21 protein-coding genes are annotated in these 19,856 nt (G+C 62.3%); 7 read left to right on the forward strand and 14 right to left on the reverse strand.

Going from position 1 to position 19,856, the window contains the following annotated elements; genetic code table 11:
- Positions 1–39: 39 nt before the first annotated feature.
- The 4 genes from ada to FXB40_RS50345 form a co-directional block, all read right to left on the reverse strand.
- Positions 40–1,131 carry a bifunctional DNA-binding transcriptional regulator/O6-methylguanine-DNA methyltransferase Ada gene (ada, locus tag FXB40_RS08850; RefSeq protein WP_148771827.1) on the reverse strand — a complete coding sequence of 364 codons (1,092 nt, stop codon included), beginning with the start codon at positions 1,129–1,131 and terminating at the stop codon, positions 40–42.
- A 144-nt stretch (positions 1,132–1,275) separates the two neighbouring features.
- On the reverse strand, positions 1,276–1,728 hold the full coding sequence (locus tag FXB40_RS08855) for an ester cyclase (RefSeq protein ID WP_148771828.1): 453 nt from the start codon (positions 1,726–1,728) through the stop codon (positions 1,276–1,278).
- 518 nt (positions 1,729–2,246) lie between these two features.
- Entirely contained in the window at positions 2,247–2,456 is a 210-nt protein-coding gene (locus FXB40_RS08860) for a hypothetical protein (protein WP_148771829.1), read from the reverse strand.
- On the reverse strand, positions 2,456–2,806 hold the full coding sequence (locus FXB40_RS50345; RefSeq protein WP_148771830.1) for a P63C domain-containing protein: 351 nt from the start codon (positions 2,804–2,806) through the stop codon (positions 2,456–2,458). Before FXB40_RS50345 ends, FXB40_RS08860 begins: the two co-directional genes overlap by 1 nt.
- A 337-nt stretch (positions 2,807–3,143) precedes the next feature.
- Between FXB40_RS50345 and FXB40_RS08870 the strand changes: the two genes are divergently transcribed.
- Positions 3,144–3,341, forward strand: coding sequence for a hypothetical protein (locus FXB40_RS08870; protein ID WP_148771831.1), 198 nt, complete (start codon positions 3,144–3,146; stop codon positions 3,339–3,341).
- A 679-nt stretch (positions 3,342–4,020) separates the two neighbouring features.
- Here FXB40_RS08870 and FXB40_RS08875 read toward each other — a convergent pair.
- Positions 4,021–4,839, reverse strand: coding sequence for a DUF3658 domain-containing protein (locus tag FXB40_RS08875; RefSeq protein ID WP_148771832.1), 819 nt, complete (start codon positions 4,837–4,839; stop codon positions 4,021–4,023).
- A gap of 324 nt (positions 4,840–5,163) precedes the next feature.
- On the opposite strand from FXB40_RS08875, the gene FXB40_RS08880 reads away from it, so the two are divergent.
- Positions 5,164–5,598: a GNAT family N-acetyltransferase gene (locus FXB40_RS08880; protein WP_210352145.1), complete on the forward strand. Its 435-nt coding sequence runs from the start codon at positions 5,164–5,166 to the stop codon at positions 5,596–5,598.
- 72 nt (positions 5,599–5,670) lie between these two features.
- On the opposite strand, the gene FXB40_RS08885 is transcribed toward FXB40_RS08880, so the two are convergent.
- From FXB40_RS08885 to FXB40_RS08895, 3 genes are all read right to left on the reverse strand, one after another.
- A complete protein-coding gene (locus FXB40_RS08885) occupies positions 5,671–7,086 on the reverse strand; it encodes an MmgE/PrpD family protein (protein WP_148771833.1) in 1,416 nt (471 codons plus the stop codon).
- 53 nt (positions 7,087–7,139) lie between these two features.
- Positions 7,140–8,033, reverse strand: a complete 894-nt coding sequence (locus FXB40_RS08890) for an isocitrate lyase/PEP mutase family protein (RefSeq protein WP_148771834.1) — start codon at positions 8,031–8,033, stop codon at positions 7,140–7,142.
- 189 nt (positions 8,034–8,222) lie between these two features.
- Positions 8,223–8,621: a nuclear transport factor 2 family protein gene (locus FXB40_RS08895; protein WP_148771835.1), complete on the reverse strand. Its 399-nt coding sequence runs from the start codon at positions 8,619–8,621 to the stop codon at positions 8,223–8,225.
- Between the two features lie 140 nt (positions 8,622–8,761).
- Here FXB40_RS08895 and FXB40_RS08900 point away from each other — a divergent pair, with 140 nt between their 5' ends.
- Positions 8,762–9,640, forward strand: a complete 879-nt coding sequence (locus tag FXB40_RS08900) for a LysR family transcriptional regulator (RefSeq protein WP_187436742.1) — start codon at positions 8,762–8,764, stop codon at positions 9,638–9,640.
- Between the two features lie 319 nt (positions 9,641–9,959).
- Here the strand turns inward: FXB40_RS08900 and FXB40_RS08905 are convergent, their stop codons facing one another.
- The 6 genes from FXB40_RS08905 to FXB40_RS08930 all read right to left on the reverse strand — a co-directional run bounded on the left by FXB40_RS08905 (position 9,960) and on the right by FXB40_RS08930 (position 13,617).
- Positions 9,960–10,172 (reverse strand): YodC family protein, encoded by a 213-nt coding sequence (locus tag FXB40_RS08905; RefSeq protein WP_148771837.1) that lies wholly within the window; start codon positions 10,170–10,172, stop codon positions 9,960–9,962.
- Between the two features lie 316 nt (positions 10,173–10,488).
- A complete protein-coding gene (locus FXB40_RS08910; RefSeq protein WP_148771838.1) occupies positions 10,489–11,229 on the reverse strand; it encodes an HAD family hydrolase in 741 nt (246 codons plus the stop codon).
- Positions 11,220–12,119, reverse strand: a complete 900-nt coding sequence (gene hemF, locus FXB40_RS08915) for an oxygen-dependent coproporphyrinogen oxidase (RefSeq protein ID WP_148771839.1) — start codon at positions 12,117–12,119, stop codon at positions 11,220–11,222. Before hemF ends, FXB40_RS08910 begins: the two co-directional genes overlap by 10 nt.
- Entirely contained in the window at positions 12,116–12,490 is a 375-nt protein-coding gene (locus tag FXB40_RS08920; protein ID WP_148771840.1) for a 6-pyruvoyl trahydropterin synthase family protein, read from the reverse strand. Before FXB40_RS08920 ends, hemF begins: the two co-directional genes overlap by 4 nt.
- Positions 12,491–12,507: 17 nt before the next feature.
- Positions 12,508–13,140 (reverse strand): 7-carboxy-7-deazaguanine synthase, encoded by a 633-nt coding sequence (queE, locus tag FXB40_RS08925; RefSeq protein WP_148771841.1) that lies wholly within the window; start codon positions 13,138–13,140, stop codon positions 12,508–12,510.
- An 18-nt stretch (positions 13,141–13,158) separates the two neighbouring features.
- Positions 13,159–13,617: a tRNA (cytidine(34)-2'-O)-methyltransferase gene (locus tag FXB40_RS08930; RefSeq protein WP_148771930.1), complete on the reverse strand. Its 459-nt coding sequence runs from the start codon at positions 13,615–13,617 to the stop codon at positions 13,159–13,161.
- A gap of 279 nt (positions 13,618–13,896) precedes the next feature.
- On the opposite strand from FXB40_RS08930, the gene petA reads away from it, so the two are divergent.
- The 4 genes from petA (at position 13,897) to FXB40_RS08950 (ending at position 19,850) form a co-directional block, all read left to right on the forward strand.
- Complete coding sequence (gene petA, locus FXB40_RS08935; protein WP_027529194.1) at positions 13,897–14,427, forward strand: ubiquinol-cytochrome c reductase iron-sulfur subunit; 531 nt, start codon at positions 13,897–13,899, stop codon at positions 14,425–14,427.
- Between the two features lie 62 nt (positions 14,428–14,489).
- Positions 14,490–16,553 carry a cytochrome b/c1 gene (fbcH, locus tag FXB40_RS08940; RefSeq protein ID WP_148771842.1) on the forward strand — a complete coding sequence of 688 codons (2,064 nt, stop codon included), beginning with the start codon at positions 14,490–14,492 and terminating at the stop codon, positions 16,551–16,553.
- Between the two features lie 149 nt (positions 16,554–16,702).
- The gene (locus FXB40_RS08945) at positions 16,703–17,377 is read left to right on the forward strand and encodes a dienelactone hydrolase family protein (protein WP_007607077.1); all 675 of its coding nucleotides are present in this window, start codon (positions 16,703–16,705) and stop codon (positions 17,375–17,377) included.
- A gap of 307 nt (positions 17,378–17,684) precedes the next feature.
- Positions 17,685–19,850, forward strand: a complete 2,166-nt coding sequence (locus FXB40_RS08950) for an anthranilate synthase component I (RefSeq protein ID WP_148771843.1) — start codon at positions 17,685–17,687, stop codon at positions 19,848–19,850.
- Positions 19,851–19,856 lie beyond the last annotated feature (6 nt).

A 19,856-nucleotide genomic window follows, 5' to 3' on the forward strand; every position in this document is an offset into this window, starting at 1 on the left:
TTTCAAATTGAGAAAAGCTCCAACGACCTTGCGCGTGGCTCAGGCGGTTCGCGAGGCTTCCCTGTCCAGCAGGGCGCGCTTGCGGTCCACGCCCCAGGCATATCCGGAGGTCGACCCGTCATTGCGGATCACGCGGTGGCACGGAATCGCGACTGCGATCTTGTTCGCCGCACAGGCGCCGGCGACCGCGCGCACTGCGTTCGGAGACCCGATCCGCTGCGCGAGCTCGGCATAGCAGACCGTCTGGCCTGCGGGGATGTCCTGAAGCGCCTGCCAGACCCGCTGCTGGAAGGCCGTGCCGCGAATATCGAGCGGCAGATCGAGACCGATCTCGGGCTCTTCGACAATGCCGACCACGCGCGCGACCATCGCCTCATAGTCCCGGTCAGCGCCGATCAGACGCGCTTTGGGGAAGCGATCCTGGAGATCGTGGACCAGCTCCTCCGCGTCGTCTCCAAGAAGAATCGCAACGACGCCCTTCCTACTCGATGCGACCAGGATGGGGCCGAGAGAACTTTGACCGACCGCGAACCTGATCTCCTCGTTCGCGCCTCCGGCGCGATATTGCGATGGCGTCATGCCGAGCATCCCTGTCGACTTCTCGTAGAACCGCCCGCTCGAATTGAAGCCGGCGTCATACATCGCCTCGGTCACGGAATTGCAGGACACCAGACCTTCACGAACTTTCCTGGCACGGAATTCGGCGGCATAGCTCTTCGGCGTCAACCCGGTGGCGGCCTTGAAGACTCGATGAAAATAGCCGGGGCTCAAGCCGGCTGTACCGGCCAGCTGCTCCAGCGACGGCTGCTCCTCGCTCGTCTCGATGATGCGGCAAGCCTTGGCGACCAGCGTGGTGTTTTCGGCCTCGATCGAGGGGCCGTCCGGATTGCAGCGCCTGCAGGGTCGAAAGCCGGTCGCCCTCGCACCCGCCAGGCTGTCGTGGAGCTGGACGTTCTTCGGGTTTGCCGTGCGCGAAGGACAGGACGGCCGGCAATAGACCCCCGTCGTCGAAACCGAATACCAGAATTGGCCATCTGCCGCCTTGTCGCGCGCCAGGATGCGGGCCCATCGCGGGTCATCCGCGACCGGCAGGGGCATCTGCTTCCGGAACTGAAGGGTTGCTGCGGTCATAGGCTCCAGTCTCCACGAACCCGCAGACGGTGCCACCCGATTTCCGACGGCACAGTCCGGTGCTCCAAAAGCAGACGAGGCCCGCACGATGTGCGGGCCCCGTTCAACGAGATCGGCTGTGCCGATGGTGCGGACGCGTTCCGATCAGGCTGCCGCCTTGAGCAACCCGAGCTGGGTCAGCGCGGTGACGCCGTCATCGAGACCGATCTCCTCGACGATCCTGCCGTCGATCACCTTGAGCACCGTGGTGCCCGTGAAGCGCATCTTGCGGCCGGTCGCAGCCGGCAGGCCGCCGATCAGGAAATCGCCGAACGCGGGGCCGGTGTGGGTGCCGCCGCCTTCCCATTGACCGACGACATAGTCGCCTTCGGCGATCAGGTCCGCGGTGCCCCAGAAATTGAGATCGGGAAACGCGGCGCGGAAATCCGTCATGAACGCCTTGATGTCTTCACGGCCGCGACGCGGTTCATGCAGCGAATATTTGAGCAGCATGTCGGGCGCGGCGATCTCGTCGATGACGCCGAGATTGACGGTCTTGCCCCAGAATTCGGTGAACCAACGACCGACGACGGCCTTGTTCTCATCTTGCTTGCTCATCGAAAAACACCCTTCATTTGCAGGAATCATCGATCGACTCTCGATCGCTGCAATGTCTAGGCGTTGCTCTCGCGCATCAAACTCCGGTTCTTGCCCTGAAATTCGAAAATGGCCTGATCTTACAGATGACGGCGAACTGATCTCTCGCGCGACCGGCGAGGCGAGCACGATGTTTGCGAGAGAACTCAACGAAAGTCCGCTGTTGCCCATAGCCGACGTACAGCAGGCCATCGGCCGATGTCAGCTTGTGACCCCCGAGCGGGACTTTGACCGTTCTCATTCCGTGCTGGGGACGCCGTTTGTTCCCATCCACGGACGAGTACTGTCGTATTTAACCCTCTGTGTCCTAAGTTGATTTTGTAAGTGTCCTAGTTTGTTCGCAAACCGCCACAACCTGTTCATGCGTGTTTAGGATTAACTCGTTCTGGGGGTAGCGAATAAGAGCCGTGGCGTTCCGCCAGAAGAACACCCTGATTGGCAGTCTCTTTCGGGCGAAGCCTGTTTCCGACCTCAGTGGCCTAGTTTGGATTTGAAGGGGGCCTGTTTTGAGAACGATTGGACCTGATCAACAGCGATATGGGCAGAGCAACCGTCAGAGCTAGTATGGGCAGACCAATCGTCACCACAGCAAAAACCGCCGGGTTGACGGTGCCGAACAGCCACATAAAGAATATTACCAATTCGATCACGGCCAAGCCGATCAAACGGCCCTTCATTGCTGTGTTCATCATTGACCTCCCAAGGCCGCCTCAGTTGGCGGCCTCGCCCTCTGGCGGCTTGTAGTCGTCCGGGAAGGGAAGCACGTAGCCGCCAAATGCTCGCGAAGCTTAGGATGCCCCACGTCCTCAGTGAGTCTCTGGAAAAGCTTGTTCTTATAGTCGCCGCCGGGCGTGCGCGGAGTCAGGCGCTTCAACTCCTCCCACACGCCGGGAGCCAGCCGCTTGTAGACAATATTGTTTGTCCAATGACCGATAACTCCGGGCCTGCCAGAGCTTTCAGTGTAGGGTCCTAATCCGCCTCTGCGAGTGTCCAAATGAGCTTGCCGATCAACAAAGGTCTCGACTTCACGCCAGCGCAATGGATCGCAGCTTGGACCGGGTTTTTCCTAGGGGCTGGCCTCTCTCATATTCTTGTTGTGCAGGGTTACCTTTCTCGGAATTGGGCCATTATCCCGGTCATCATCGGGTTCGGGGCACCCCCCGCTATCGTCAGATGGCTCAAGTCGCGTAAGCGCGACGTGTCCTAATCCGACGGCCAGAGTGTCCTAATTAGGACAGCACCCACGGACGGTGCTATTTAACCCGTGGTGTCCTAAGCTATCCTGAAGTGTCCTAATTTGTTCGGGCAGCTCTCCCTTGCGAAGCTTACCCGCTAAGCATTAGCTTACTCAGTGCCTGACAAAGCAGGAGGTCGCGATGGGATATCTTCTGTTTTCCGTGACGGTCTTCGTGTCACTGTTGATCGTCGACTACCTTGCGCGCAAACGCGGTTGGAACCGGGACCGATGGGGGTTGGCGGCTTTAACGCTCGGGCCACTTGCGATTCCGCTGGTTTACTTGGTGGACGCGGCCAGCGCTCTCAGGAAGATGATGATCAATGCCCTGAGGCCCTAAAGGCGAGAACATCGTTCTTGCTTGGGCGTATAAGGCCGCTTCAGTTGGCGGCCTCTTTCATTTCAGCCCACGTTGACTTCGGCTTTGGTCCATCGCAACGATTGGCGCGGTATGGCGTGATGTCCGGAGTTGGTGGCAAATCGGAAGTAGCTGCCTAACTAACACGTCACGTCATGTGCTATGCACCAGTCCGGGCCATTTTCGGGGGCGGGTCTCCCCTGTATCTTCGTTGTTTGCCATCGATAGCCGCGACCGAGCATGCACTGTTTGAACGCAGCGGTGTCCGCAAGGCCTCGAATGTCACCAGTCTGGCTATAGCAAAAATCGAGCGCGGCTTGTGAGACAGCGGCACTGCGCGGGTGCCCGTGCGGCCTGATGAGATCCCGGTAAACCTCATTTACAACTTGGCCGGCGCTCGCAGTCACGCAGCTTGCGAGCAAAAGGACTAAAATAATCATCGCTCGTCGCATGGCTCGCAACCCCTGCCTTTTTGAATGACCTCGATAGTTGGTCACGTTCAGCGCCGCACTGGTTCGAACCTGTCAATGACAATCTGGAAAGCCAGGCGCGCGACAGGCAACATTCCGAACCGCATCGCATGCCGCCTTTTGGCCCTTAGCGGACTGATCAGAGCCTGTTGGGCTGTGGCGGCTTTTGACACATCAGCGACATGAGCCCGTCAGTCACGGGGGGCCGATTGATCGGGTAACCGCAGTTCGCTATTCTGGATGTCAGATAGGTCTCCCCGAAATTCTAGACGACCAGCGCGGGCAAGTGCGCGGGCACGCGCGCACAAGACTAGATCGCCAGTCTGTAGCACTGACGTCTCCCAAGATTCTGAGAGTACTTCTCCAATGATCCTTGCCGCCTTTTGCCATTCAGGCGTTGCGCACGACAACAGGAGCGGGTCGAAGAATGAAAGCGGCGCGGACGCAAGTTCACCTTCGCTGAGGATGCGCAGTGGTGCATTTTCGGTCCTAAGGCGTCCCCATAATTGTCGATACTGGGCGCGTAGGACCGCAGTGAGTGCTTCAGTGCGGTCAAGCAGTTCGTTTTGGAGGATCTCGTGTGGAGACGATATTCCGAGGCTAATTGCGAGGTGTCGCTCGGTCAGCCTTGCGCTATTTCCTGCCACCATGACGTCGGTGAGATCGACAACCTCGATTGGCTCTTCGTCAAGCCGCCACAGCCACTCAAGGAAGCCCGCATATTCTTGTGCTGATCGTCGCGACAGCCACGCGATCCTTCGACTGCTAGCTGACAGCGCCGCGGGCCAGAAGGAAGTTGCTTCGCTGACGACGTTCTCCCAGCCCGCATAGTCGAGTTCCGTTTCAACCCACTTCCTGCGCAACTCGGGATCGGGTGGGTTGATCGGGCCGAAACTGAGGGAGTCGGAAAGGCCGACCACGCGTTCGTCGCGGCCTGCCTGTCGCAGTGCGTCGCGCAGGCAAGCCGCCGCGGACGAATTGAACACGATATGAAGCGTTGAGGCAGCCATTGCGAGCCTCTCCCGAATGTTGCGGTTCTGCCATTCTAGAATAGCGTGCAGTCACGTGTGCACATTTGCCACAATCTAAAATTGGTAAAGAGAAACAAAAAGCTCATGTCTGCCTTTGCCCATCAGAGAAGTAGCGCCAGCCCGAGCGAACCGTTTAACCGCGGAGGCTGATACGTCTTATTAAGATCTAGTAGGCGCATCTCGAGCCTCAATTTCAATGCGGATCGACGCGCCAAATCGTTAGGCTCGCGGATGAACAACGTCAGCGACCCAAAGCATACTCTGCCCAGCCGCGATGCCAAGTGTGTCAAGAGGAGATGGAAATTGACGACCATAGTTGAGATTCGGGCCACCGATCCGCTCATGTCGGGGGTATATGCCCTGCGACGCGAAGTGTTCGTCCTTGAACAAGGCGTCCCGGAAGAACTTGAAGTCGACGAGAACGACAAACTCGCGGTTCATCTTGCCGCACTTTCTGATGGCCACGTCATTGGGACGCTGCGCATTGTGCGCCATGAGCACACGGCGAAGATCGGCAGGATGGCGGTATCGGCGAATTCACGGAAAAAAGGGATCGGAAGGGAGTTGATGGAGTTCGCCGCGGCCGCCGCCTCCAGCGCCGGCGCCCAGGAAATTATTCTGGCAGCGCAATTCACGGCACGCGAGTTTTATGGACAGCTTGGGTACATACAAGAAGGAGCGATCTTCGACGATGCAGGCATATCGCACGTGATGATGCGCAAGAAACTTCGGCGTTGAGTCCGGGTCACCAGCGGCTCCTCCCGTTCTTCCTAATTGTCTCGGATGCGCGCGCGGAGGCGAGAAATTCGATTAGTCGACGCGATCGAGCAGGTTCATCAGGTCCTTCACGCGAATGCTCTCCAGCGAGCGCACAGCAGCCGCGATTTCCTTGCGCAGTCCTTCGTCCGCGCGATCGGCTGCGAGATCGTCGAGCTTCGCCACGATTTCATCCCAGGTGAATGGCCGCGTCGCGAACCCAGGGTAGTCGTTCACTTCATGGGTGTACGACTTGCCGCTCGTGAGCCGGACGGTGATGCGACTCGGCGTCTCACTCGGGTAGCGAGTGGTGAAGCCTTCGTCCGGTCTAACTTGGACCTTTCGGAGGAGCTTCTGGACGTCCGGTTTCGCAATCCGCTCGGGTGCGAGCTGTGCCGGCTGGACGCTCCCGTCGAGGAGCGCGACGGCCAGAAGGTAGGGGAGACTGTGGTCCGCCTGTTCCTTGGTGTGAACGTCAGTCTTCGGACCGAATCTTCCACCGCCCATGAAATCGTAGGCGTCCTGGAAGGCGTCATTCTCGATGCTCTCGACCTGCGCCGGATCGATTGCGTGGGCGTTACGCAGCTCGAGCATGCAATGGATCGATGCCTGGCCAGGAACCGCGGTGTTGTAGCTCTTCAGGGCGAGTCGATCGAAGGCGTCGAGCTTCACGCAGTCCCAATCGATTCGGATCTGCTCCCCGAGTGCTTGAGCCAAGCCATCCGTTCCTTCGACGACGTACCTCGGGCCCGTCACGCCGCGTGACGCCAACAAGACCCCATGGAAACACCCCAGTGCCAAGTGGGAAGACGAGAGACCCTTCCATTGCGAGATCGGCGTCGTTCGCGCGACGAGCAGTGGAATGAAGTCGCCACAGATCCCGAGGGCCGCTGCCGTCTTTTGGTCGTCGAGGCCGAGCGCTTTGGACAGTCCGGCTGCGAGCGAATACGAAAGTTGTGTGGTGAGGTCGAACCCGTGGGCCATGAACGGCACCGACGCGGTGAGCTGCGCTTCGACTTGATAGGCCACCGCCAACGCGGTCAGGAAATCCTTGCCCGAAAGATCGGCGTGCTCGCCGGCGGCGAGGATCGCCCCCGTATTGTCCGAGGGGTGGCACAGCCCGCCTCGGGCGAGATAGCTGTCCATGAAATCGACGTATCGGATGAGCGCCGTATTGTAGAACGCCGCATAGACGGGGTTGGCACGGCCACCGCCGACCAGCGTGCAGCGGCCGCCTGGACCGCCGAGTTCATCGGCTTGCGCGCGGCACGCTTCGATCGGTGGCGCGCCGAGCGCATTGATGGCGCACGCCACTGCGTCGAGGATGCTCACCTTGAGTCGCTCGCGCCGCTCGGCAGTCAGGTCGTCGTATTTCGCGCGCAAAGCAAAGCGTGCGATGCCATCGGCCTGGCTGGGGCCCGAAATGACCGGCTCCGGTTTGCCCCTCGCAACAGCTTCAATCTGGGTCATGATCCGATTCTCCTTATCGTTAGAACGTTCGGTTGCGCCGCATGAACGACGAACTATGTCCGCCGCTGTCCATTGTCGCGCGCTGCGTGTGCCGCGTAGCGGGCCCCCATGAGGTCGAAGGCCGGCTTGTCCACCAGCCTCTGGCGCTCCGCGAACGATGTGACAGCGCGCTCGTCGAGGACGCCCTTTTCCTTTAACGCCGACAGCGTCGACAGCATGCCATGTACGGCTCCTTGCAAGGCGGCGTTGGCGTAGAGCACCAAGCTGAAGCCCATTTCGGCCGCCGCTTTCTCGTCGATAATGGGTGTCTTGCCGCCGAGCACCAGGTTGACCAGCTGAGGCGCCATCAGGCGACGGGGGACCGCCTTGAGGTCTTCAAGGCTTTCTGGAGCCTCGACGAATGTGACGTCCGCGCCCGCCTCGATGTAGCGACCGGCCCTCTCAATGGCCGCCTCGAAGCCTTCCACGGCACATGCGTCGGTGCGTGCGATGACAACCAGATCCTGCCGCCGGGTGTCGACCGCGGCCCGCACCTTGCCCACCATCTCCTCCAGGGAGATCAACTCCTTGCCGTCGAAATGACCGCACCGTTTTGGCGCATGCTGGTCCTCGATTTGAATGGCGCTGGCACCGGCTTGCTCCAGGATGCGAACCGTGTGGGTGACGTTGACCGCGTTGCCAAAACCCGTGTCGATGTCGACGATCAGCGGCAGATCGATCACACACCGGATGGCCATCACATGATCGGCTACCTGGCTCAGGTCCATGAACCCAAGGTCCGGCAAGCCAAGGTGCATATTGGTGAGTCCAGCCCCAGTCAGATAGACCGCCTTAAAGCCCAGATCAGCAATGATCCGCGCCGCGAGCGCATTTGGCGCGCCAGGCAAAATAACGCCTTTCTCCTCGCGCAGCATCGCTCGAAGCGTCTGGATGTGAGAAGTCGACATCATTTCCCTCCTGCTCTCTAGAACGACCCAGGTCCAGTCCAAATCAGGCCAGCTGTTCGCCGATCGGGGTCTCTACCGAGGCTCTGGTCGGCGAAGTTCTTGCTGCGACGTAAACCATCCCGTATCGGAAGCAGACGCGGGCCTGCCAGCTCATCAGCGACGGAGTGGTGAGACGCCTTGCGCCGATCGCTAGACCGGGTTTTCCGCGAAGAGACGCGCGACCATCGCCGAATCGAGATAGGCCCTTACTCGGTCGATGGTGCCGCCATCGAAGTGGACGACCCAGCAGTACCTGTTGTCGAACCTCAGTCCGTTCTTCGCCGTGGCCAGGGAGTGAAGTTCCACGACAGCCTGATCATCCTTCACGAGCAGATGCTCGACGACGAGTTGAGCTCCGTGGGGCAGAACCTTGGCGAGCTTCGCGAAGGTCCCGGCCACGAAATCGGATTTCGACTTGTAGTGACCGGCGAGGGGGTGTGTGCCTTCGACGATCCAGTCGACCTTATCGTCGACATGCGCGAAGAACTTCGCGCCGTCGCCTTGCTCGAGACCCTTGAAGATCTTCTGGACGTAGTCTTCGGTGATCATGAGTTCCTCCTTTGTAGACGCGAGCGACCTATTCGCTCGACATTGGCTTGGACAGATTGTCCTGTCCCAAGACCTAGACCCGCGCGTCTCATTGGTCCAATATATGATACTAACTAATCTCATCTGTTTTGGAGATGACCTTGGAGCTGCGCCACATCCGATATTTCCTGGCGGTTGCCCAGGAGCGGCATTTCACGAGGGCGGCAGCCAAGGTCGGCATCGGCCAACCGCCGCTCAGCCAGCAAATCAAGGACCTCGAGCGGGAGGTCGGTGCTGCGCTGTTCCATCGTTCGGCCCACGGCGCAGAGCTTACCGAGGCCGGGACAGCGTTCTTGGCAGGCGTGAAGGAGATGCCCTCGATCGCCCAGAGGGCGACGATGGCGGCGCGCCGCGCGGCGCGTGGCGAACTGGGGTCGCTGCGTGTCGGCTTCACCTCAACCGCGACGTTCAGCGTCGTCGTAACGTCCGCGATCCGCAGCTTTCGACGCGCCTATCCCGAAATCTACCTCACGCTCGAGGAAGCCAATACGGCACGTCTCGTTACCGGCTTGCGCGAGGGAACGCTCGACGCCGTCTTCTTGCGGCCAGGCACGCACGATACCGGAGAGCTGCAGGTGCGCCGGCTCTCGGAGGAGCCGATGGTAGTCGCCCTTCCCAAGCGTCACTCTGCTGCCGGCCTGCAAGAGATTGATCTCGCAATGTTGAAGGACGATCCGTTTCTGCTGTTCCCGCGGGAAGTCGCTCCGACGGTTTACGACACGATTGTCGACGCCTGTCGAAAGGCCGGGTTCGAGCCGATTATCGGCCAGGTCGCCCCGCACTTTACATCGATCGTGAATCTCGTGGCCGCAGAGCTTGGCGTATCGATCGTCCCGGCGTCGATGATGCAAGTGCGCGTGACGGGCATCGTTTATCGGCAGATTGCCGGCCGGTCGCCGACGACGCGGCTTGCTCTCGCCTACCGGCGAGGAGAGACGTCGCCCGTGGTGCGCAATTTCATCGTGCGGGCCGGCTCGTAATGCTCGTAGGACCCGGGGCTATCTCCAGCACCATCGTCTTATATCGCGAGCACCTATGCCCGAGCCGGCGCAACTGTGGGGCTATCCCTTTGCTCAAGCTCGGTGTCGAAGGGGCGGCAAGAAACAGAGGGGCTGCGCGGCAGCGAATTCGCTCCTGATCATCACGCGGCTTGATCATCACCCAGTTCGACGGCCGCTTATGGCCCTTCTGCGAACATCCTGCGATGTCCGCTAGTGCGCCGTTGTGGGCGGAGAAGCGGACATCAGATGTGCCGGCGCTGAGCGCGCCGGTCTAACCAGTATGTGGTCCTAGACGCGCCTACTCGTCGTCCTCGTCGTCTTCTTCCTCGTCTTCGTCTTCATCGTCTTCGATTTCGAGGCGCTCGAGCGTGGCGAGCGGCAGCGTCTCGCGGAACAGATCGCCTTCCGAGCCCATCCAGAGGCAGACGATGTCGTCGCCCTTCACCTCTGCGACGGTCAGCGGCTGGCCGCCGGATTTCAGCATGACGACGTCGCCGGTTTTCAATTCCATGGGTGGTCCTTTCGGGTTGATCGATGAGAGCGAAGGCTAGCAAGCCGTCATGACACGCCGATCACGGGCTGCGTGACCCGTGAATTGCGCCGGCTTGCGTGGACTGCGCGTAACGTCGATGGCAGAGGTTCGAGTGGGAGATCGCGCGATGGTCGCTTCAGGAGTATTCCGTCCCAGGCGCGGCGATGGTGGCATCATGCACCTGTTTTGCCCGACGCGTCAAATGATTTCGTAAAATCCGCAGTCACGTTGCGTTCGGCGGCAAGCTGTTGATTTTGCAACAGCCGCCTACTGTGCATGGGGTTGTTTTCGCGATTTAGCCCGGCACGAGCTCAGTCAGCGAGCGGATGATGCGGTCGGGCTTGACGGTCGAGCCTTCGGGCAGGCCGTCGCCGTGCACGTCGATCCAGATCGCGTAGATGCCGAGGCGCTGCGGAGTGACGACTTCCCATTCCAGATTGTCGCCGATCATCCAGGTATCTTCCGCGGTGACGCCGAGCGCTTCCATCGCGTGCAGATAGGCGCGCTCCTCGGGCTTGCCGAAACCGTGCTCGCCCTCGATCTGGATGTGGTCGAAGCGATGGGTCAGCTCGAAGCGCTCGACCTTGGCGCGCTGCATGTCGGCGGCGCCGTTGGTGACCAGCGCGAGCTTGACGCCGTGCGCCTTGAACGCGTCGATCGCATCATGCGCGCCCGGAAAGACGAAGATCGCTTCCTCGCGATAGGTGGTGAAGCGGTCGGCGAGGCGCGCGGCGAGATCGTCGGAGAGGGCGCGGTGGCCGTTTGCGGCGAGCGCGGCAAAGCCGCCGCGCACCGTGAGCCGTCGTGCCTCGCCGAGCTTCATCCGCCACGCGGCTTCCGCGGTCGACCAGAACTGCCGAGCATAGGCGAGCACCGCCGTGGCGACCTCTCGCGGCGGCAGCGGCGCGAGCTCGCCGGCGAATTCTTCCGCGATCGTGTTCCAGGCGATCTCGGGCCGGCCATAGGCCGAGAGGATGGTGTCGTCCATGTCGATCAGCATGGCGCGAGGGAGAGGTTTCACTACGGTCATGGCCATTTCACCTCCGGCGGCAGCGAGGACAGGATCGAATCCACATTGCCGCCGGTCTTGAGCCCGAAGATGGTGCCGCGGTCGTAGAGCAAATTGAACTCGACATAGCGGCCGCGACGGATCAGCTGCTCCTCGCGATCCTCGGTCGTCCAGGCGCTTGCGAAATTGCGCCTGACGATATCAGGGTAGATCTTCAGGAAGGCGCGGCCGACGTCTTGCGTGAAGGCGAGGTCGGCGTCCCAGTCGCCACTGTCATGCCAGTCGTAGAAGATGCCGCCGATGCCGCGCGCCTCTTTCCGGTGCGGCAGATAAAAATACTCGTCGCACCACTTCTTGTACTTGTCGTAATCGGCAACGCCGTTCGGCTTGTCGCAGGCCTCTCTCATCGCGGCGTGGAAGGCGATTGTGTCCGCGTCGTCCTGCGTGCGCCGGCGGTCGAGCACCGGCGTGAGATCGGCGCCGCCGCCGAACCACGCCTTGGTGGTGACGACGAAGCGCGTGTTCATGTGCACCGCGGGCACGTGCGGATTGCGCAGATGCGCGATCAGCGAGATGCCGGAGGCCCAGAACCGCGGATCTTCAGCCGCGCCCGGAATCTGTGCGCGAAATTCTGGCGCGAACTCGCCATGCACGGTCGAGCAATGCACGCCGACCTTCTCGAACAGGCGGCCCGACATCATCGACATCACGCCACCGCCGCCGGCAGCCCCGCTGTGATCGATGCGCTGCCACGGCGTGCGCGCAAAGCGGCCGGCCTCGCCGGAATAGAGGCTCTGCGGCGCGTCGTCCTCGAGCCGTTCGAAGTTTTCGCAGATGTCGTCGCGCAAGCGCTCGAACCAGGCGCGGGCACGGGCCTTGCGGTCTTCGATCTGGTTCGGGTCCAATGTGGATGTCATTTCGTGAGCTCTTGCGGACCGTAATAGGTGCAGCTCTCGTTGCAACTGTCGCGGTGGATGCTGACGCGGGTGAGCTCGCCGATCGGCGCAAGCCGCTCCCAGACGAAGCGCGACAGGTTCTCCAGCGTCGGTGTGCCCAGCGCCTCAATTTTGTTGAGGAACTTGTGGTCGAGCATCACGCGCACATCTTCGATGGCGCGCTGGAGCAGGCCGAGATCGACCACCATGCCGGTCGCAGGGTCGGGCGTGCCGCGCACCGTCACCTCGGCGCGGAAGGAGTGGCCGTGAATTTCCTCGCTGTCCGCGCCAAACGTCGTTCCCGACAGCGAATGCGCCGCCTCGAAGCGGAACGATTTCGTCAATTCCCACATCTGTCCGTCAACCAATCCTATCTGATGCCGAGCGATTTATGCGTCTGCACGCTCAACCGCCATTGCGGATGGCGCAGGCAATAGTCGATCGCGCGCGCGGTGTTTTGGGCGACCTCGGGCCCGTCCATCGGCTGCAGCGAGAAGCGCTCGAAGGCGAGGCTCTCGAAAGTCTCGGGTGCGGCGAGGGCCTGCGGATAGACCAGCTTCAGCTCGTGCCCCTGGCGCAGCACCAGCTCGCTGCCGCCCTTGGGGCTGACGCAGATCCAGTCGAGTCCTTTTGGAGGCGCGACCGTGCCGTTGGTCTCGACGCCGATCTCGAAGCCGCGGGCATGGAGCGCGTCGACCAGGGCGTCATCGACCTGCAGCAGCGGCTCACCGCCGGTCAGCACCACGTAGCGATTGTCGGTGGAGGCCGTCCATTGCGCGGTGATGGTGTCGGCGAGTTCCACGGCGGTGGCGTAGCGGCCGCCAAGCGTGCCGTCGGTGCCGACGAAATCCGTGTCGCAGAACTGACATGTCGCGCCGGCGCGGTCGGCCTCGCGGCCGCTCCAGAGGTTGCAGCCGGCAAAACGGCAGAACACCGATGCGCGCCCGGCATGGGCGCCTTCGCCTTGCAAGGTCAGGAAGATTTCCTTGACCGCGTAACCCACTGCTCTCTCCTCAAACTATCAATCGTGCGGGTTCCGGACCTGCCGGAGCGCTTCGCCTGCGGCCATCGCCGCGGACATGGCGACATTGAGCGACCGCAGCCCCGGGCTGATCGGGATCACCAGCCGCGCATCCGCGGCCTCGACCACCGCGTCGGTGACGCCGGCGCTCTCGCGCCCGAATAGCAGGATGTCCGACGTCTGGTAATGAAAATCGCGGTAATCCGTGGCGGCCTTGGTGGTGAAGAGCAGCAGCCGGTAGCTGTGTGCCGCGCGCCACTCCTCGAATTTCGACCAGGAATCATGTCTGACGATGCTGACATGGTCGAGGTAATCCATTCCCGCCCGGCGGAAATGCCGGTCGGAGACCGGGAAGCCGGCCGGTTCGATGATGTGAGCGGCGATGCCCAGACAGGCGCACAGGCGGAGAATCGTGCCGGTGTTCTGGGGAATGTCGGGTTGGAAAAGTGCGATCTGCATGGGCGGCGGTCGGTCGGTTGTGGGCCGGAAATGTCTCAATAAAACATCGCTGGCCGCGGAATTCGTGCATTGCACGCTCCCGCGCCGTTAGCGGGCTTGCGCTCGTCCTGCAAGGGTGCCAATAGAACGATTCTGGACTGCTGTTTTTCGCCTTGTTTTGGTGGAGACACGCCAAGTTCTGCCGCCGCGGGGGGCCGCGGGCGCCGGCAGACTGTTCCGGGGACCTTGGGGGCTCCTGGAACGGTTCCGTCGGCAGCATAAGAAGAAAGGGTTGGAATCGTGACGACAGCGTCTTCGGCGGACCATCCGACACGCCGTGATTTCTTATTCGTTGCAACGGGGGCAGCTGCAGCAGTAGGGGGCGCAGCTGCGCTCTGGCCCTTTATCTCCCAAATGAATCCGGACGCCTCGACCATCGCCGCCGGTGCGCCGATCGAGGTCGATCTGAGCCCGGTCGCCGAGGGGCAGGACATCAAGGTGTTCTGGCGCGGCAAGCCGATCTACATCAGCCACCGCACCAAGAAGCAGATCGACGAGGCGCGCGCCGTTCCGGTGGCGAGCCTGCCCGATCCGCAGTCCGACGAGGCCCGGGTCAAGGCCGGCCATGACCAGTGGCTGGTCGTGATCGGCATCTGCACCCATCTCGGCTGCATCCCGATCGCTCATGAAGGCAATTACGACGGGTTCTTCTGCCCCTGCCATGGTTCGCAGTACGATTCGTCCGGCCGCATCCGCCAGGGGCCCGCGCCCGCGAACCTGCCGGTGCCGCCGTACCAGTTCGTTTCCGACACCAAAATCCAGATCGGCTGAGCTTCGGATCCGCGTCCGAAGCCTCGAACCGTCTCGTCGTATTATTTCCTCAGGATCGCATCATGAGCGGACCATCCGACTACCAGCCGAGCAATCCGGCCCTGCAATGGATCGAGCGGCGTCTGCCGATCCTGGGTCTCGTGCACTCTTCCTTCGTCGTTTATCCGACCCCGCGTAACCTGAACTACTGGTGGACCTTCGGCGCCATCCTCTCCTTCATGCTGGGGATGCAGATCCTGACCGGCGTGATCCTGGCGATGCACTACACGCCGCATGCCGATCTCGCGTTCAAGTCGGTCGAGCTTCTGGTCCGTGACGTCAATTACGGCTGGCTGCTGCGCAACATGCATGCCTGCGGCGCGTCGATGTTCTTCTTCGCGGTCTACATCCACATGCTGCGCGGCCTCTATTACGGCTCCTACAAGGAGCCGCGCGAGGTGCTCTGGATCCTCGGCGTCATCATTTACCTCCTGATGATGGCGACGGGCTTCATGGGCTACGTGCTGCCGTGGGGCCAGATGAGCTTCTGGGGCGCCACCGTCATCACCAATTTGTTCTCCGCCATTCCCTATGTCGGCGAGAGCATCGTGACGCTGCTGTGGGGCGGCTATTCGGTCGGCAACCCGACGCTGAACCGCTTCTTCTCGCTGCACTACCTGCTGCCGTTCCTGATCGCCGGCGTCGTCGTGCTCCACGTCTGGGCGCTGCATGTCGCCGGCCAGAACAATCCTGACGGCGTCGAGCCGAAGACGGAAAAGGACACGGTGCCGTTCACGCCGCATGCGACCATCAAGGATGGTTTCGGCGTCGCCTGCTTCCTGCTGCTCTACGCCTGGTTCATCTTCTACATGCCGAACTATCTCGGCGACGCCGACAACTACATTCCGGCGAACCCCGGCGTGACGCCGCCGCACATCGTGCCGGAATGGTACTACCTGCCGTTCTACGCGATCCTGCGCTCGATCCCGAACAAGCTCGCGGGCGTGATCGGGATGTTCTCGGCGATCATCATCCTGTGCTTCCTGCCCTGGCTCGATGCCGCCAAGACCAAGTCGTCGAAGTACCGTCCGCTGGCCAAGCAGTTCTTCTGGATCTTCGTCGCGGTCTGCATCCTGCTCGGCTATCTCGGCGCGCAGCCGCCGGAAGGCATCTACGTGATCGCCGGCCGTGTCCTGACGGTCTGCTACTTCGCCTACTTCCTGATCGTGCTGCCGCTGCTCTCGCGCATCGAGACGCCGCGGCCAGTGCCGAACTCGATCTCGGAGGCGATCCTCGCCAAGAGCGGCAAGGCCGTCGCCTCGATCGCGGTCGCGCTCGTCGCCGCCGGCGCGCTGTTCGTCGGCACCTTGGGGGATGCCCGCGCCGAGGAAGGCGGCCCCAAGCCGCCAGGCAACAACTGGTCGTTCGCGGGCCCTTTCGGCAAGTATGACCGCGGTGCGCTCCAGCGCGGTCTGAAGGTCTACAAGGAGGTCTGCTCCAACTGCCACAGCCTGTCCTACATTGCCTTCCGCAATCTCGGCGATCCCGGCGGCCCCGGCTATTCGGTGGCTCAGGTCGCTGCGTTTGCCTCCGACTACAAGATCAAGGACGGTCCGAACGATGCGGGCGACATGTTCGAGCGCCCGGGCCGGGCGGCGGACTACTTCCCCTCGCCGTTCCCGAACGAGCAGGCCGCGCGCGCGGCGAACGGTGGCGCAGCGCCGCCCGATTTGTCGCTGATCACCAAGGCGCGGTCCTACGGCCGCGGCTTCCCGATGTTCCTGGTCGACTTCTTCAGCCAGTACCAGGAGCAGGGCCCGGACTATGTCTCGGCTGTCCTCCAGGGCTTTGAGGACAAGGCGCCGGAAGGCGTGACCATCCCGGAGGGCTCATACTACAACAAGTACTTCCCGGGCCACGCCATCAAGATGCCGAAGCCGCTCAGCGACGGCCAGGTGACCTATGACGACGGCTCGCCGGCGACGGTTGCGCAGTACGCCAAGGACGTCACCACGTTCCTGATGTGGACCGCCGAACCGCACATGGAAGCGCGCAAGCGCATCGGCCTCCAGGTGTTTGTATTCCTGATCATCTTCGCGTTCCTGATGTACTTCACCAAGAAGAAGGTCTGGGCCGACTCGCACTGAGCGGCCTCCGCGAGACGAAAATGAAGAAGCCCCCGCAAGGGGGCTTTTTTGTTGCACACGCGCGTGTGTTGTCCGGCGCGATTGCCTATCGCGCGCGCAGCCGCCAAGATACCTGCAAACCTCTCCCCAGAACATCGTCGGAGGACACCATGGGAACCGCAATCACCTTCAAGCGCCCGGACGGCAAGGATGCATCGGGCTATCTCGCCAACGCCGCACGCGGCAACGCGCCGGGCGTGGTCGTGATTCAGGAATGGTGGGGGCTGTCGGACCAGATCAAGGGCCTGTGCGACCGCTTTGCGCTCGCCGGCTTCGATGCGCTGGCGCCCGATCTCTACAAGGGCAAGGTGGTGCCGTATCACGACACGGATGCGGCCGGCAAAGAGATGAACTCGCTCGACTTCATGGACGCGACCACGCAGACCGTGCGCGGCGCCACGCAATATCTGTCGCGCAACGGTGCCAAGGTCGGCCTGACCGGCTTCTGCCTCGGCGGTGCCGTCACCATCATCGGCTCGGTGCATGTGCCGGAGCTCGCCGCCGGTGTCGTGTTCTACGGCATCCCGCCGGAGCAGGCGGCCAAGCCCGCCGACGTCAAGATCCCGCTGCAGGCCCATTTCGCCAACAAGGACGATTGGTGCACGCCGGAGCTGGTCAACGGTTTCGAAAAGGCCATGAAGGCCGCCGGCAAGTCGCTGGAGCTGTTCCGCTATGACGCCGAACACGCCTTCGTCAACGAGCAGCGCCAGGCCGTGCACGACCGCGAAGCCGCCGAGCTCGCCTGGGGCAGGGCGACGGAGTTTTTCCGGAAGCATTTGGGCTAATCACCTGTAGCCCGGATGGAGCGCAGCGTAATCCAGGGCTGTCTCGTCGTGGCACGAACCCCGGATTGCGCTGCGCTCCATCCGAGCTACGGCACCGGGACCCACCCTTGACGCCGTCCCCGCGCCATGGTGAGTATCCGCCCCATGAGCACCGCAGCCCGCCCATCCCGTCGTTGGTGGCGCACCTCCTAAGAGGTGGCCGGTGCGATTTCTTTCCCCAGAATCGTCGAAGGTCGCCAGCACAGCGCGGCGGCCTGATCGTTTGTCCTGTGTGGCGTTCCCTCGGCAAGTTTCGTAAGAGGACACCATGAACAGGACAGTCTTTGCCCTCCCGGCCAGAAGCGACTACGTCACCCGCGGCGGTCTCGCGATCACGCGCGTGGCCGAACAGTTTACCGGCGGCGCCAACAGGCTCGACGATCTCGTCAGCCTGCTCGACCGCCGCCGCGGCGTGGTGCTGTCTTCGGGCACGACTGTGCCGGGCCGCTACGAGAGCTTTGACCTCGGCTTCTCCGATCCGCCGCTCAAGCTCGAAACCACTGGCGTCAATTTCAAGCTTGAAGCGCTCAACGCGCGTGGCGAGGTGCTGATCGCCTTCCTCGCTGACGTCCTGCGCGAGCCCTGCGTCGTGATCTCCGAGAAGACCGCCACGCGCCTTGCCGGTCACATCATCCGCGGCGATGCGCCGATCGAGGAAGACCAGCGCACGCGGCGCGCCAGCGTGATGTCATTGGTGCGCGATCTCGTTGCTGCCTTCTCCGCCAATGATGACGGGCTGCTCGGCCTGTTCGGCGCCTTCGCCTACGATCTCGTCTTCCAGATCGAGGACCTCGTGCAGAAGCGTCCGCGCGAGAACGATCAGCGCGACATCGTCCTCTACGTTCCCGATCGCCTGCTCGCCTATGACCGCGCCACAGGGCGGGGCGTCGTGCTCAGCTACGATTTCGCCTGGAAGGGCAAATCGACCGAAGGCCTGCCGCGTGAGACGGCCGAAAGCCCGTATCAGAAGACGCCGCGCCAGGGTTTTGCCGATCACGCCCCCGGTGAATATCAGGCGACCGTGGAGACCGCGCGCGCAGCCTTCGCTCGCGGCGATCTCTTTGAGGCCGTGCCGGGCCAGCTCTTCGCCGAGCCCTGCGACCGCTCGCCGGCGGAAGTGTTCCAGCGCCTCTGCGTCATCAACCCGTCGCCCTACGGTGCGCTGATGAATCTTGGCGACGGCGAGTTTCTTGTCTCCGCTTCGCCGGAAATGTTCGTGCGTTCCGACGGGCGCCGCGTCGAGACCTGTCCGATCTCAGGCACGATCGCGCGCGGCACCGATGCGATCGGCGATGCCGAGCAGATCCGCCAGCTCCTGAACTCGGAGAAGGACGAGTTCGAGCTCAACATGTGCACCGACGTCGATCGCAACGACAAGGCGCGCGTCTGCGTCCCCGGCACGATCAAGGTGCTGGCGCGACGGCAGATCGAGACCTACTCAAAGCTGTTCCACACCGTCGATCATGTCGAAGGCATGCTGCGCCCCGGCTTCGATGCGCTCGACGCCTTCCTGACCCACGCCTGGGCGGTGACGGTGACTGGCGCGCCAAAGCTCTGGGCGATGCAGTTCGTCGAGGATCACGAGCGTTCGCCGCGGCGTTGGTATGCCGGCGCGATCGGCGCGGTGAACTTTGACGGCAGCATCAACACCGGCCTCACCATCCGCACCATCCGCATGAAGGATGGTCTCGCCGAGGTCCGCGTCGGCGCCACCTGTCTGTTCGACTCCGATCCCGCCGCGGAAGATCGCGAATGCCAGGTGAAAGCCGCAGCGCTGTTCCAGGCGCTGCGCGGCGATCCGCCGAAGCCGCTGTCGGCGTTTGCGCCCGATGCCACCGGTTCGGGCAAGCGCGTGCTGCTGATCGACCATGACGACAGTTTCGTGCACATGCTCGCCGATTATTTCCGTCAGGTCGGCGCCAGCGTCACCGTGGTCCGCTATGTGCATGCGCTCGACATGCTCAAGCAGAAGAGGTGGGATTTGCTGGTGCTGTCGCCAGGCCCCGGGCGCCCGGAGGATTTCCGGATCAAGACAACCATCGACGCGGCGCTGGAGAACAAGCTGCCGGTGTTCGGCGTCTGCCTCGGCGTGCAGGCGATCGGCGAATATTTTGGCGGCGAGCTCGGCCAGCTCACCCATCCCGCACACGGCCGGCCATCGCGGGTGCAGGTGCGCGGCGGGCGCCTGATGCGCAATCTGCCGAACGAGATCGTGATCGGCCGCTATCATTCGCTCTTCGTCGAGCGCGACAGCATGCCGGAGGTGCTCAACGTCACGGCCAGCACCGAGGACGGTGTCGCCATGGCGCTCGAGCACAAGACCCTGCCGGTCGCCGGCGTGCAATTCCACCCGGAGTCGCTGATGTCGCTCAGCAACGAGGTGGGACTACGTATTGTCGAGAATGCGTTCCGGCTGGATGCGCCGGTCAATTGAGAGGCA

Origin of the sequence: Bradyrhizobium rifense (assembly GCF_008123425.1) — a bacterium.
GTDB classification, from domain to species: domain Bacteria; phylum Pseudomonadota; class Alphaproteobacteria; order Rhizobiales; family Xanthobacteraceae; genus Bradyrhizobium; species Bradyrhizobium rifense.

Bases quoted from the DNA above. Each gene is read 5' to 3' on its own strand.
- FXB40_RS08870 (WP_148771831.1), top strand. From the start codon at position 3,144: ATGGGATATCTTCTGTTTTCCGTGACGGTCTTCGTGTCACTGTTGATC.
- FXB40_RS08855 (WP_148771828.1), bottom strand. From the start codon at position 1,728: ATGAGCAAGCAAGATGAGAACAAGGCCGTCGTCGGTCGTTGGTTCACC.
- FXB40_RS08860 (WP_148771829.1), bottom strand. From the start codon at position 2,456: ATGAACACAGCAATGAAGGGCCGTTTGATCGGCTTGGCCGTGATCGAA.
- FXB40_RS08950 (WP_148771843.1), top strand. From the start codon at position 17,685: ATGAACAGGACAGTCTTTGCCCTCCCGGCCAGAAGCGACTACGTCACC.
- hemF (WP_148771839.1), bottom strand. From the start codon at position 12,119: ATGACATCCACATTGGACCCGAACCAGATCGAAGACCGCAAGGCCCGT.
- FXB40_RS08875 (WP_148771832.1), bottom strand. From the start codon at position 4,839: ATGGCTGCCTCAACGCTTCATATCGTGTTCAATTCGTCCGCGGCGGCT.
- ada (WP_148771827.1), bottom strand. From the start codon at position 1,131: ATGACCGCAGCAACCCTTCAGTTCCGGAAGCAGATGCCCCTGCCGGTC.
- FXB40_RS08885 (WP_148771833.1), bottom strand. From the start codon at position 7,086: ATGACCCAGATTGAAGCTGTTGCGAGGGGCAAACCGGAGCCGGTCATT.
- fbcH (WP_148771842.1), top strand. From the start codon at position 14,490: ATGAGCGGACCATCCGACTACCAGCCGAGCAATCCGGCCCTGCAATGG.
- FXB40_RS08920 (WP_148771840.1), bottom strand. From the start codon at position 12,490: ATGTGGGAATTGACGAAATCGTTCCGCTTCGAGGCGGCGCATTCGCTG.
- FXB40_RS08910 (WP_148771838.1), bottom strand. From the start codon at position 11,229: ATGGCCATGACCGTAGTGAAACCTCTCCCTCGCGCCATGCTGATCGAC.
- FXB40_RS08890 (WP_148771834.1), bottom strand. From the start codon at position 8,033: ATGTCGACTTCTCACATCCAGACGCTTCGAGCGATGCTGCGCGAGGAG.
- FXB40_RS08945 (WP_007607077.1), top strand. From the start codon at position 16,703: ATGGGAACCGCAATCACCTTCAAGCGCCCGGACGGCAAGGATGCATCG.
- FXB40_RS08930 (WP_148771930.1), bottom strand. From the start codon at position 13,617: ATGCAGATCGCACTTTTCCAACCCGACATTCCCCAGAACACCGGCACG.
- FXB40_RS08905 (WP_148771837.1), bottom strand. From the start codon at position 10,172: ATGGAATTGAAAACCGGCGACGTCGTCATGCTGAAATCCGGCGGCCAG.
- FXB40_RS08895 (WP_148771835.1), bottom strand. From the start codon at position 8,621: ATGATCACCGAAGACTACGTCCAGAAGATCTTCAAGGGTCTCGAGCAA.